This window comes from Vreelandella indica, assembly GCF_037070225.1.
Taxonomy (GTDB): Bacteria; Pseudomonadota; Gammaproteobacteria; order Pseudomonadales; family Halomonadaceae; genus Vreelandella; species Vreelandella arctica.
Genome location: NZ_JBANSO010000015.1, coordinates 49,205 through 61,755, shown reverse-complemented (window position 1 = coordinate 61,755; position 12,551 = coordinate 49,205). Strand labels below are relative to the sequence as shown.

The 12,551-nt window shown below is 51.7% G+C and carries 15 protein-coding genes; 8 read left to right on the top strand and 7 right to left on the bottom strand.

The window, feature by feature from the left end:
- Window positions 1-10 precede the first annotated feature (10 nt).
- The 4 genes from hemJ to V8L71_RS11950 all read left to right on the top strand — a co-directional run bounded on the left by hemJ (window position 11) and on the right by V8L71_RS11950 (window position 3,007).
- On the top strand, window positions 11-442 hold the full coding sequence (gene hemJ, locus V8L71_RS11965; protein ID WP_336274242.1) for a protoporphyrinogen oxidase HemJ: 432 nt from the start codon (window positions 11-13) through the stop codon (window positions 440-442).
- The gene (gene thiD / locus V8L71_RS11960; RefSeq protein WP_336274241.1) at window positions 442-1,251 is read left to right on the top strand and encodes a bifunctional hydroxymethylpyrimidine kinase/phosphomethylpyrimidine kinase; all 810 of its coding nucleotides are present in this window, start codon (window positions 442-444) and stop codon (window positions 1,249-1,251) included. Before hemJ ends, thiD begins: the two co-directional genes overlap by 1 nt.
- Window positions 1,252-1,287: 36 nt before the next feature.
- Window positions 1,288-2,568, top strand: a complete 1,281-nt coding sequence (gene hemL / locus V8L71_RS11955) for a glutamate-1-semialdehyde 2,1-aminomutase (protein ID WP_336274240.1) — start codon at window positions 1,288-1,290, stop codon at window positions 2,566-2,568.
- Between the two features lie 73 nt (window positions 2,569-2,641).
- The gene (locus tag V8L71_RS11950; protein WP_336274239.1) at window positions 2,642-3,007 is read left to right on the top strand and encodes a hypothetical protein; all 366 of its coding nucleotides are present in this window, start codon (window positions 2,642-2,644) and stop codon (window positions 3,005-3,007) included.
- 47 nt (window positions 3,008-3,054) lie between these two features.
- Here the strand turns inward: V8L71_RS11950 and V8L71_RS11945 are convergent, their stop codons facing one another.
- From V8L71_RS11945 to V8L71_RS11920, 6 genes are all read right to left on the bottom strand, one after another.
- Complete coding sequence (locus tag V8L71_RS11945) at window positions 3,055-3,936, bottom strand: hypothetical protein (RefSeq protein ID WP_336274238.1); 882 nt, start codon at window positions 3,934-3,936, stop codon at window positions 3,055-3,057.
- Window positions 3,937-3,997: 61 nt separating this feature from the next.
- On the bottom strand, window positions 3,998-4,537 hold the full coding sequence (locus V8L71_RS11940) for a hypothetical protein (protein ID WP_336274237.1): 540 nt from the start codon (window positions 4,535-4,537) through the stop codon (window positions 3,998-4,000).
- A 306-nt stretch (window positions 4,538-4,843) separates the two neighbouring features.
- The gene (locus tag V8L71_RS11935; RefSeq protein ID WP_336274236.1) at window positions 4,844-5,674 is read right to left on the bottom strand and encodes a CsgG/HfaB family protein; all 831 of its coding nucleotides are present in this window, start codon (window positions 5,672-5,674) and stop codon (window positions 4,844-4,846) included.
- Window positions 5,675-5,760: 86 nt separating this feature from the next.
- Window positions 5,761-6,183: a curli assembly protein CsgF gene (locus tag V8L71_RS11930; RefSeq protein WP_336274235.1), complete on the bottom strand. Its 423-nt coding sequence runs from the start codon at window positions 6,181-6,183 to the stop codon at window positions 5,761-5,763.
- Window positions 6,183-6,704 carry a CsgE family curli-type amyloid fiber assembly protein gene (locus V8L71_RS11925; protein WP_336274234.1) on the bottom strand — a complete coding sequence of 174 codons (522 nt, stop codon included), beginning with the start codon at window positions 6,702-6,704 and terminating at the stop codon, window positions 6,183-6,185. Before V8L71_RS11925 ends, V8L71_RS11930 begins: the two co-directional genes overlap by 1 nt.
- Before the next feature lie 23 nt (window positions 6,705-6,727).
- Window positions 6,728-7,420, bottom strand: a complete 693-nt coding sequence (locus V8L71_RS11920; RefSeq protein ID WP_336274233.1) for a LuxR C-terminal-related transcriptional regulator — start codon at window positions 7,418-7,420, stop codon at window positions 6,728-6,730.
- A gap of 280 nt (window positions 7,421-7,700) precedes the next feature.
- Here V8L71_RS11920 and rdgB point away from each other — a divergent pair, with 280 nt between their 5' ends.
- From rdgB to V8L71_RS11900, 4 genes are all read left to right on the top strand, one after another.
- A complete protein-coding gene (gene rdgB / locus V8L71_RS11915) occupies window positions 7,701-8,309 on the top strand; it encodes an RdgB/HAM1 family non-canonical purine NTP pyrophosphatase (RefSeq protein WP_336274232.1) in 609 nt (202 codons plus the stop codon).
- Entirely contained in the window at window positions 8,302-9,486 is a 1,185-nt protein-coding gene (gene hemW, locus V8L71_RS11910) for a radical SAM family heme chaperone HemW (protein ID WP_336274231.1), read from the top strand. The genes rdgB and hemW overlap by 8 nt, the downstream gene beginning before the upstream one ends.
- 47 nt (window positions 9,487-9,533) lie before the next feature.
- Window positions 9,534-10,208, top strand: coding sequence for a YiaD family glycine zipper/OmpA-like lipoprotein (locus V8L71_RS11905; protein WP_336274230.1), 675 nt, complete (start codon window positions 9,534-9,536; stop codon window positions 10,206-10,208).
- Window positions 10,209-10,296: 88 nt separating this feature from the next.
- Complete coding sequence (locus tag V8L71_RS11900) at window positions 10,297-11,142, top strand: 23S rRNA (adenine(2030)-N(6))-methyltransferase RlmJ (protein WP_336270267.1); 846 nt, start codon at window positions 10,297-10,299, stop codon at window positions 11,140-11,142.
- 30 nt (window positions 11,143-11,172) lie between these two features.
- Here V8L71_RS11900 and mnmE read toward each other — a convergent pair whose 3' ends face one another.
- Complete coding sequence (mnmE, locus tag V8L71_RS11895; protein WP_336274229.1) at window positions 11,173-12,543, bottom strand: tRNA uridine-5-carboxymethylaminomethyl(34) synthesis GTPase MnmE; 1,371 nt, start codon at window positions 12,541-12,543, stop codon at window positions 11,173-11,175.
- Between the last annotated feature and the right edge of the window lie 8 nt (window positions 12,544-12,551).

The following is a 12,551-nucleotide window of genomic DNA, read 5'->3' as shown; positions in this document are numbered from 1 at the left end:
AGGAGCAACAATGTACCTATGGGTGAAGGCTATTCACTTGATGGCAGTGGTGACGTGGTTCGCTGCACTGTTTTATTTACCCCGCTTGTATGTGTATCACGCCACCGCGCGGGATAACGGTGATGACCAGGCAATGGCGTATTTCAAAACCATGGAGCGCAAGCTTTACCGTGGAATCATGACGCCATCGATGATTGCGGTACTGCTGTTTGGTGGCTGGATGCTCTATTTAGTGCCCGAATGGTTTAGCCAGGGTTGGATGCACGTCAAACTAGCGCTGGTGGTCTTGCTCATTGGCTATCATCATGTTTGTTTGATTTATTTAAAGCAGTTTGCCCAGGATCGTTGCACCAAAGGCCATGTGTTTTTCCGCTGGTTTAACGAAGCGCCGGTGATTGCGCTAGTGGCGATTATACTATTAGCCGTTGTGAAGCCCTTTTGATGCGCCAACCACTTCCGCCTGTCGTATTGGTATTAGCGGGACACGACCCCACCGGCGGCGCAGGCTTAGTGGCTGATAGTGAATCCATTGCCGCCTGTGGTGGCTGGGCGGTAACGATCCCTACTGCGTTGACGGTTCAAAATTGCCACAATGTGACGCGTGTGATTCCCGCTGATCCTACCGCGATGCGCCAAATGGCCGAGGTACTTGGCGAGATGCAAGTGGCGGCGATTAAAATTGGCTTGCTCGCCGATGAAGCTACCTTGCGTGCAGCGGAACAAATTATCCGCCGCTTTCCAGGCATTCCTGTGGTGGCGGACCCGGTATTTAAGGCTGGTGGTGGAACTGAGTTATCCACACCCGGTTTACGTCGGCTGTTCATCGATCGCTTGCTACCGCTTGTGGATATCTTAACGCCCAATCGTGCTGAGCTTTGTCAACTGACACCAGACATCGTCACCCCTTTTGATGATACGGCACGTGCGGTGGCGTTGATGTCACAGGGCTGCCAAGCAATTCTAGTGACGGCCACTGACGATCCGCTGCCCGGTAATGATCAGCAAGTCGTGCACACCCTGCACTCACCCGATACCACTCGCCAGTGGCAGTGGCCACGTTTGCCTGAACTGTTTCATGGCTCTGGCTGTACGCTAGCCTCAGCCATTGCGGCTCGTCTTGCTGTTGGTGAGCGCTTACCAACAGCGTGTGAACAGGCGCAGCACTTTACCTGGCAGAGCCTGTCACAAGGCTTTCAGCCGCCGAGTGGCCAGTGTTTGCCCAGCCGTTTTTCACGGCCTGTTCGTTTTTAATCCTATCTTCTATCTGCCATTGACCGAGAGGATGCCATGACCACATCAGCTGAATTGTTTGATCTTGCCAGTCGCCATATCCCAGGCGGCGTAAACTCTCCCGTCCGGGCATTTAAAGGGCTACACCGCCCGCCGGTCTTTATGGAGCGTGCCCAGGGCGCGTTTCTATTCGATGTCGAAGGCAATCGGTACGTGGATTATGTGGGTTCCTGGGGACCAATGATTACCGGGCACGCTGACCAAGATGTATTGGCAGCCGTGCGCGCGCGGCTGGACAACGGCCTGTCGTTTGGCACGCCCACGGCGGTCGAAACCACCATGGCGGATCTGATCTGCGAGATGATTCCGTCGATGGAAATGGTGCGTATGACCAGCTCCGGCACCGAGGCCACCATGTCGGCGATCCGGCTGGCGCGCGGCGCGACGGGTCGCGACAAGATCGTCAAGTTTGAAGGCAATTACCACGGCCACTCTGATTCGCTGCTGGTCAAAGCAGGCTCCGGTGCGTTGACCCACGGTGAACCCAGCTCGCCGGGTGTGCCTGCGTCGCTGGCGGCGCACACCATTACGCTTTCATACAACGACCCCGAAGGCGTCGAGGCCTGCTTTGAAGAAATGGGCGACGAGATTGCCTGTATCATCGTCGAGCCGGTCTCCGGCAACATGAACTGTATTCCGCCCCAGCCGGGCTTTCTGGAAACCCTACGCCGGGTGTGCAATGAGCACGATAGCGTGCTGATTTTCGATGAAGTGATGACGGGCTTCCGGGTAGCGCTTGGCGGTGCTCAGGCCCACTACGGCGTGATCCCCGACCTTACTTGCCTGGGCAAGATCGTCGGCGGCGGCATGCCAGTCGGTGCTTTTGGTGGCAAACGCGAGATCATGCAGAACATCTCGCCGATGGGGCCGATCTATCAGGCAGGCACCCTCTCAGGTAACCCGCTAGCTATGGCCGCGGGGATTGCGCTGCTGACCAAGCTTCAAGTGCCCGGCTTCCACGATGCCTTGGCACAACGAGTAGAAACGCTGTGCAACGGTCTGCAGGAACGCGCGAACGCGGCCAACGTCCCGATGATGACCCAATCGGCTGGCGGCATGTTTGGGGTGTTTTTCACCGGCCAACGCCGTGTGGATAACTTTGCTCAGGCCACCGCCTGTGACCCGGAAGCGTTTCGCCGCTTCTTCGGTGCCATGCTCGACCACGGCGTCTATCTGGCGCCATCGGCATTCGAAGCCGGGTTCATGTCCAGCGCCCATACGCCGGAAGATATTCAGGACACCCTGGACGCCGCGGAAAAAGCCTTTGCCGCTATGTAACAGCAAGTAACGGAAATGCCGCTATACTCTTAGAGCCGCTGACAACCAGCGGCTCTTTTTGTAGGGGGCCATCATGAAACAACACTTTACGTGGCCAGGCGCCGCGCTATTGGCCATAGGGCTAACCTTTCATCCGTCGATTAATGCACAGTCGCAACAGGAGGCATCGATGTCTCAAATCCGCATCACCATGGAAGGCACACAGGGCGCTGCGTTTTCCGCCCGTTGGAAAGTGACCCACGAGGGTAAAACCACCGAACACGTCGAGAAAAACGGTCGCGTACCGGCTGAATTCAGCTATGAGGGCGAAGCACTTGACGGCACGGTAACGCTGCTGAGCGACGGCGATCGGCTGGAAGTGGATATTCAGAAAGGCACTAACCGCTCGCGGTCGTCTACTCAAGGCAAGGGCGGCACGTTGACGGTATCGATTCGTTAACGAAAAAACCGCCCCTGAAAGGGGCGGCTTGATAGGCTAATTTTTTATTAATACTGATAGCTGTATGCAAAGTTATCATTACCATTTTGCATAACGGTTGCAGTACCATCATTTACACCAGTCTGCACTACTTCTGAGTAGTTATTATCACTATACTGAGTTACATCAGCAATGAAGTTTCCTGTTGAACCATTTTGGGTAATATAAGACTCGTTATAATCCCCATCTTGTTCAAGATAAGCTTCATGGTTAGTGGTAGTACCTAGAGAACCTTGATCGATCTCTGAATAATTTTCAGTACCATATTGTGCTGATTCAGCATAATGTCCTGAACCACTACCGGCACGCTGGACAATATAGCTTTCATTCAAACTACCCTCTTGATAAGAATCTGCTATGTTGTTAGAGCTTAGTTGACGGATAGCACTTTGGTTATCATCGCCGTTTTGTTCGATGTATGCATCATTTAGCTCTGCTGGCCCACCAACATCAGCTTGGTTAATGAAGGCTGTGTTTGTGTCACCAGTCTGGATTACTTCTGCATAGCTATCATCAGCACCGTTTTGAAGAATGCGAGAACGGTGGCCAGCTCCACTCTGATCTACTACAGCTTCTCCATATTCTGAGATCTGCTGATCAACATCCGAGTACAAGTCAGTACCATCTTGGTCTACAGTAGCGGAGGAATTATCACTGTCTTGGAATACCCGTGAATCGGCAGTACTTTCATTTTCCTGAGTTACTGTTGCGGAGTTATCATCACCTTGCTGCTCGGTGTCGATGGTGACCCCAGCTGGATCAGTAAGCGATTCTGATTGTACATTACCTAGTCCAGTCTGTAAGTCGGTTATATCTCCTGGAGCAGCCATTGCGGCACCAGAGACAGAAAAACTAACAGCGGCGGCGAGTGCGGTAAGTTGCAGTTTCATGGTATTTCCCCTTTGGTTTTGATCGTCTTGCTTGGTAGTTTACTGAGAAGCAGGATGCGACTCAGTAAGTATCGATAGTGACCGGTCGTGCATTGCCCGAAAAGTTTTGTTGTTCGACGCTAATGCTTTTTTGGCCACTGCCCGATTGTGAAAGCGATATATCACTATTAAAGCCAATCTGGTTAATCTTGGCTTGAAAATTGTTACCTTCCTGAACAATATCAGCGGTATGGTCATTACCCACTTGTACAATGATGCCGATATTGCGGCCACTATATTGTGAGATGCTGCCCTGGTTATTTTCGCCACGTTGGTTAATGTAGGCAAAGTTGCCCAGTTGATAACTGGCAGAACGAGATTGAATAACGCTTGCTTGGTTATCATTGCCGTTTTGCTTAATAATGCTAATATTGCCTTGGATGGCAGTAATATCAGTATGGAACTTATGTTGAGCAACCCGGTTAGCTTCCCGATAATTTTCCCAACTTCCACTGGCTTGTACAGGAAATGTTGCTATTGAAAATGAGGCCGCTACAGTAAAGGCAATACTGGCTGTTTTATTTACCAATCTGCTTTTTTTGTAGGAATGTAGCGATTCCATGATGTTATCCCTTTTGAAACTTTATGTATCAGTTTGTGTTTCATGGTTTGAGTTTGGACGATTTATAAAAATGCGCTATCGGAAGATTTTCTATTGATGAGGTGGTATTTTTCCTTTTTTTATTATTTTTTATTATGTGTTTTTCAATTGAATAGTATTAGATTTATCATTATTAGGCATAAAGCTAATTTTCAATGAAAAATCAAATTCTTATAAAAGAAAAGTAGGAAAATAAAAAAGCGGCCGTGTGAATGCATGGCCGCGACGCTTGTTTCTAGATTGTTTTATATCTTCTTTGTATAGCGGTTATAACATAGGGATAGCGGCTTCCAGATATTCTCCTAGGAGTGTCTCGTGTATGTTGACGCCGGGTTCCAGGTTCCATAGTCGATTTTCGACACCACGTGCAACCAAGTGAATAACAGCCGACTCAATGGCAGCCATCACCGCCATTTGCACCGGCTCATTGGTGGTAATGCCTGCTTCGGCTTCTAGCAGACGCCGGAAATCAATAAACCGATAAACGCCAGCGCGTAGTTCCTTGGAGTAAATCGTTTTGGTGGTGGTGACGTTGGCAAGTACTTCGCCCGTCGATATTTCGACGGCGCGTAAATTGACGGTGACCTGGTCAACCTGGTACTGCCCTGAGGCGCCAATACCAAAATACTCAGCCCCAGCGCCTCCTGTCCTTATATTGGATTCATAGGCAATAATGCCGCCTTCGAGCATTACTGAAGCTGCCCGCAATGAAGGGAGGGTGTCGGGCTTGCCAAAGCGTTCAAATTCGGCGCGTATAATGCGTCGTTCGGTCAGCAGATTTTGTAACCCCACTCGCTCTAGCGGTATAAACCAACCTGAGTCGGCCAGCGCGCCGGTGAGCATGGCGGCCGCCCCTTGGGTGACGGCGGTCGAGAACGTACTCGCAGGCGCTGGGCGATATTGGCCGGTTTGATCGCGAAAATCGTATACCGAGACAAATATTTTCCCCGCTGGGCTCGGCAGCGAAACAAGGTCTTGATACGTGGCTCCTCTGGGTGTCAATGTTGCCTCTGTGCCCTCCAGGTTTTCTGAATTGGCTACCATACCGGCGCAGCCGCTTAATAAACTGACGATGATCAATGCCGCTGCAGTTTTCATGAGAACCCTCTTCTTAAAGACGTTATTATGTAGAGCTAAACGGATTAGATCTGTCTTTTATTAATTTTTTCGGACATGAATGAGCGTTAGGGATTAAACAATCCACCTACGCTTACTTCTGTTACATCGCCAGTAAATTTATCCACTATTCGCACCACTAATTCCCCACTGCTATCACTAACCACGACGCCAAACTCATCGCTATCAAAGCTACCTTCTTGAATTTCGCCGCGACTAACGTCTGAAATTAATTGAGAGATCAATCGGCTTTCTAGACGTTGAACCAGCCGCTCTGTTTCAGATAATCGTTCTGAACTTCGGGTATTTGGATCAGTGTTGGTATCCTGTGCCTGGGCTTTACCGAGTAAATGGTTTCCCATAAAAGGGTCGCCGCCGAATGACGGGTTGATGGGTTCGTAGACCAGATCTCCTGCGTGAGCTTGTAGCGTTAACAGCCCGGCTAGTAGCGCTGAGCTTATACCTACGGTGCGAATGGCCTGTTTTTTCATTATCGTAACTCCTCTCTTCCCAAGTCTTTGTCGGAAGATAGCGCTGAGTTCAATTGTTGACGCAGTAGTGCTTCTTCCACGGTTTGTACAGCTTCCTCCGCGGCACGGTCAGCTTCACTGATGCGCGGAGAGAGCTGTGTACGGAAATACATCTGATTACCCTGCATGATCCAAAGCTGGCTTCCCCATCGGGCGTCCGGGCGTTCCTGAATAGTGATGGTGGCGTTGCCAATGATCATGTTTCCCATGGCCCGCTGGCTAAAGGCACGATAGAAGGTTTTACCTGCCATGGTGATAGTGCGGTCGACCAATACGCCGGTGAGCTCGCTGCTGGGGCTGCTGTGCTCTTGAATGGCGGGGCCATCGGGGCTTGATAGTTGGTTAATAGCGTCCACCGCCTCCTGCTCATCGACGGGCGCTGGTTCATTTGGGGCCGCAGGTTCATCGGCTAGCGCCAGTGATAGACCCATCCATATCAATAACCCTGTTAGGGCGTGTTGACAGTATCGTAGCGGTGCCATAGCCAGTTCACTCTTGTAAGACGCTATCGGTGGCGTTGCAGGCTTCGTGCGGTTTCGAGGTTGGGCAGAATCGGGCCCAGGTTCTGATGAATCCAGTTCAACGCCTGAATACGGTTGTGCACGTTGATTTTGCGGAAAATGTTGTACAGGTGAGACTTGACGGTGTGCTCACTGAGGAACAGTTTTTCGGCGATTTGATGGTTCGACGCCCCGGCACTTAGCAGCGAGATGATTTCCATTTCTCGGTTAGTGAGACCGCAGGCGGGGCGGAAGGCGTTGTTCTGATATTTGCGATAGAACAGGATCAACCGGGTCATAAGTTCGCGGGACATCCACAGCTCGCCTTCCAGCAGCGCATGAATACCCTTGCAAATGACATCCAGGCTCTCGTGGCGATAAAACACGCCTTTCAACTGCGCGCAGGACAAGGCTTCAAGCGCGTGATCCATATCGCGAATGTTAAACGCGGCCAATGGCGCATTGCTAAGCGCCTCGGGTAATTGATGCTGCCAGTCCGGCAGGGTATCAACGCCAATGTGATCGCTATCGATGAGCAGTAAGATGTCACCCGCTGACGGTGCAGTGACCTTTTCATGGGGCGACTGAAGTTGCACATGGCAATCGGTATGAGTCCCCAGATATTCCGCAAATAGTTGTGATTGTGGGCTTTTTTCGGTAACGACAAATACCGTGTTAGTAGCCTTTTCCTGCGGCATTGGGTAGCCCTCATGGTGAGAAAGAGTGAGTAGGTAACTCTTGCAGTGTTGACTATAAGATAACTTTCGTAAAGTTATGTTATTAAAAATATAGTAAAAAAATTAAATATGCGCCTAATAATTTTATATAAATAAATTAAATGTATAAAAAAACAACTATTTATTTTAACCTAATGGTTTTTAAAGAAATATTAGAAATATACAATTAGTAACGTAATGGCTGCTTTTGATACGTTCAGTGAGCGCGTAAACTGATGCTCCAAAGCTTGGAGGGCGTGTCATGATCGCTGTTAATACCCTTGTTCTTGCCAGTGGAAACACGGGGAAATTAAGAGAATTCAATCAATTACTCTCGCCTTTGGGCTTTGATGTTCGCCCTCAGGCGGATTTTGGCGTTAATGAGGTTGAAGAGACCGGCCTGACATTCGTAGAGAATGCGCTGTTGAAAGCCCGTGAAGCGAGCTTAATCAGTGGTTTACCTGCATTGGCAGATGACTCAGGACTGGAAGTGGACGCTCTGCATGGCGCGCCGGGTATCTACTCGGCCCGCTATGGTGGTGAGCCTAAAAGCGATGAGAGAAATAATGAAACGCTGTTAGCAGCACTCAGCGACTACGCAGAAGGACAGCGTAGTGGCCGATATTGGTGTGTACTTGTTTATTTACGTCACCCGAAAGACCCAGTGCCGGTGATTGTGCAACGCAGTTGGGAAGGCGAAATTCTTGCCCATCCACGGGGGAAAGAGGGGTTCGGCTATGATCCGCTTTTCTGGTTACCCGAGCAGGGGATGAGTGTTGCCGAGTTGCCAAGCGAAAGTAAAAATCGCCTTAGTCACCGTGGGCGCGCGCTGCAAGGCTTGGTGGAGTTACTGCAGGTGGCGCATGGTTGATACGTTGCCGCCGCTATCTCTCTATATCCACACACCTTGGTGTGTACGCAAATGCCCCTATTGTGATTTCAATTCTCATGAGCCGGGTACACACGGTTTTACACCTCGCGATTTACCTGAAGCCGCTTACCTTGACGCATTGTTACAAGACCTGGATAGCGATCTAGCCTTAGCGGCTGGGCGAGAAATTCAGACAATCTTTATCGGTGGCGGGACACCCAGCCTGCTGTCGCCTTGGTTTTATGACCATTTACTGAGCGCGATTGAAGCCCGTTTGCCGTTTGCTGATGACATCGAGATTACCTTGGAGGCAAATCCCGGCACCACGGAACAGGCGCGATTTATCGGTTACCGACAGGCAGGCATTAATCGTTTATCGCTAGGTATTCAAAGTTTTCAGCCCGATCAACTGCATGCCCTGGGACGCATTCATAGCGGTGACGAAGCGGTCACTGCGGTCACGCAGGCGCGCCAAGCGGGTTTTACAAATATTAACATTGATCTTATGCATGGCTTGCCTGGTCAGACGCCTCAACTGGCGATGGATGATATTGCCCAAGCGCTGTCGTTAGCGCCGGAGCATCTCTCCTGGTACCAGCTTACCCTCGAGCCGAATACGGCCTTTCACTCCCATCCACCGACGTTGCCTGAGGAAGAAGCACTCTGGGATATCCAAGACAGCGGTCATCGGCTTTTGGAGCAGGCCGGGTTTAAGCGCTACGAAATTTCGGCCTATGCCACCGATGGTTATCGGAGTCTGCATAACCTTAATTATTGGCAGTTTGGCGACTACCTTGGGATTGGCGCCGGGGCCCATGGCAAGCTAAGCCATATTGACCCAGATGGTGAATGGCGTATTGAGCGGCGTTGGAAAACCCGTCAGCCGGATGCTTACTTAAAGCGCATGGATGACCTGCGTGGCTTTATAGCGGGTAAGCAGGTTATATCAGCGGACGAGCTACCGTTGGAGTTTGCTATGAATGCTCTACGACTCACTGACGGGGTGTCGCTAGAGACATGGAAAGCCAATACTGGGCTCTCTTCTGATAGGTTACTGACGCGTTTACAAAGCGCCGAGAAAAAAGGACTTTTGATGCAAATGCCTGAAAAACTGCGTGCATCGCCTCAAGGTCTATTATTCTTGAACGAATTGCTGGCTTTAATTAGTGAAGATTGACCAGTAATGAATAAACAGATGTTTCGAACACAAACAAGGAGTGAGTGATGCGTATTTCTCGACTACTGACACCGCTGGCAGCCGCTATTTTATTAGCAGGTTGTGCTAGCTCAGATCCTTACGGTGGCCAAACGCAGCGCTCTAGCACCGCGATGGGCTCTGGGATTGGTGCCGCTGTGGGTGCCGCTGCCGGTGCGCTGTCTGGCGACGGTAGCACTAGCCGCCGTGACCGTGCACTGATTGGTGCAGCTGTCGGTGCGGCAGCGGGTGCTGGCATTGGTGTCTATATGGATCGCCAGGAACAGCAACTGCGTGAAAACTTGCAAGGATCGCGCATTGAGATTGATCGCCGTGGCGACGATATCGTGCTCAATATGCCTAGCGGCGTTACCTTTGGTTTTGATTCAGCTGAGCTGACCAGCGAAGCGCGCGGCTCTCTTAATGAAGTCGCTAATGTTCTTACTCAGTACCAAGACACCCGCGTTAGTATCGCAGGCCACACCGATAGCACCGGCGATGCTAGCTACAACCAGCGTCTCTCCGAGCGTCGCGCTCAAGCCGTATCGAGCTACCTCACCCAGAATGGCGTTTCGTCCACGCGTCTTAATACCTCGGGCTATGGTGCTACTCAGCCAGTGGCCAGTAATGACAATGAGCAGGGTCGTGCCCAGAACCGTCGCGTTGAAATTACCCTAACCCCTACCGGTAATGGTCAAGGTTAATACGTTCTTGAATTAACCTGGCTGTTGCCGACTAAAGCCCGCTATGCTCACATAGCGGGCTTTTTTATTCACTTTCTGATGAGTCTCCATGCTGTCCTATCAACATGCCTACCATGCCGGTAATTTTGCGGATGTGCATAAACATCTGACACTTTACGCGGTGATTGATTATTTATTACGTAAAAAAACGGCTATTACATATATCGATACTCATGCGGGACGAGGTCTCTATCCCCTTAATGCGCAAGAGACGCAACGCTTGCAAGAGTATCGCGAAGGCATAGGGCCGCTGTGGCAAGCCCGCAATGAGCTAAACGATCCGTTGCTGATAGAGTGGCAAGCAGCGGTAGCCACTGCTCAAGGTTCCTCAGTAACCCTGACGCACTACCCAGGCTCTCCCTGGTGGCTGAGTCATTCGTTGCGTGAGCAGGATCAACTGCGGCTGTTTGAGCTGCACCCCGGCGAGCACGAGCAACTTTCTACCCAGGAGTTGCCAGCTAACGCCCAGCGTGTGTTTGGCGATGGACTGGCGGGGCTGGAGGCCATGTTGCCCGCGATAACGCCACGGCTATGTGTGCTCATCGACCCCAGCTATGAGCGCAAAGTGGAATACCTGGAAGTAGCCGATACCGTCGCTTATACGCTGGAGAAAGCGCGCCATGCCGTAGTATTGATCTGGTATCCGCTGCTACCCGCTGGTCACCATCACACGCTATTAGATGCCTTGCAAGAGAGCGGTCAGCGCAAAATATGGCGCAGCGAGCTGCTGCTGCGTGAACCCGGTGAGCAGGTTCACGGTATGTTTGGCAGCGGTATGTTGGTGATTAACCCACCCTGGGGTTTGGATGAGCGACTAGCCGCAGCAATGGCTGAAATTACCCCGTTACTAGGTTCTTCTAGTCGCTATCAGGCGGATTGGTGGGTGGGAGAGTAGTGTTGGTAATGAGAGTAAAGAGTAGCTCTCTTACTTACCAATGCAGAAACTGCCGAAAATCTCGCCCAATAAATCATCGGCGCTGAATTCACCGGTGATTTCGCCCAACGCTTGTTGAGCGTCGCGCAGATCTTCCGCTAGCAGCTCGCCTGCGCCGTAGCCATCAAGCTGAGTGCGGCCTGTATCAAGGGCTGCCATAGCACGATCTAAGGCATCTAAATGCCGCCGACGAGCGGAGAAGCGACCCTCGGTGGTGGCGGCAAAGCCCATGACATCTTTTAAATGTGCTTTTAAGTTATCCACACCCTCGCCCGTTTTAGCGGATAAACGTACGGTGGGCGGCGTTGTGGATAAATCTAATCCAGGCGGTTCAGCACTGGTATCAATCTTATTGCGTACTAACGTCAAGCGCTTCTGATCGGGCAGGCGAGCGACAAACTCGGGCCAGATGGCCATGGGGTCGGTCGAGGCGGTCGTGCTGGCATCCACTAACAGCAGTACGCGATCAGCTTTCTCTATCTCGGCCCAGGCGCGTGCTACACCGATCTTCTCAACAGCATCGGGTGTATCGCGCAGTCCGGCGGTGTCGATGATATGCAGCGGCATACCGTCGATATGGATATGCTCACGGAGTACGTCCCGGGTCGTGCCTGCGATATCCGTCACAATGGCGGTATCTTGTTCGGTCAGCGCATTCAGCAGGCTCGACTTACCCGCATTGGGCCGCCCGGCAATGACCACGCTCATGCCTTCGCGTAACAGTGCGCCTTGGCCTGCTGCTTGGCGCACGTCGATTAACGTTTGCTGAACGTTGTTCAAGTGCTCAGCCACATGGCCGTCGGCAAGAAAGTCGATTTCCTCTTCAGGGAAATCAATCGCCGCCTCAACGTAAACACGTAGCTCGATCAGCCGCTGCACCAACGCTGACACGCGCTTCGAAAACTCTCCCTGGAGCGAGCGCACGGCGTTTTCGGCCGCTGAACGGGAAGTGGCATCGATCAGATCGGCGATAGCTTCTGCCTGGGCCAGATCGAGCTTATCGTTGAGAAAAGCCCGTTCAGAAAACTCGCCAGGGCGCGCTAGACGTGCGCCGAGAGCCACACAGCGCTCCAACAGCATATCCATAATAATGGGGCCGCCGTGGCCCTGTAATTCCAGGACGTCCTCACCGGTAAACGAATGGGGCCCATTGAAGAACAGGGCGAGGCCTTCATCAATAATGCTGTCAGCGCCCTGGAAGGGGCCGTAGTGGGCGTAACGCGGTGAGGGGCAGTGACCGAGCATGGCCTCGGCGATAGCGCGGCAGGCAGGCCCTGAGACGCGAATGATACCAACACCACCGCGTCCAGGAGGGGTAGCCAATGCGGTAATCGTATCCTGAGTATAAAGTCGTTCAACCATGGCGAGCC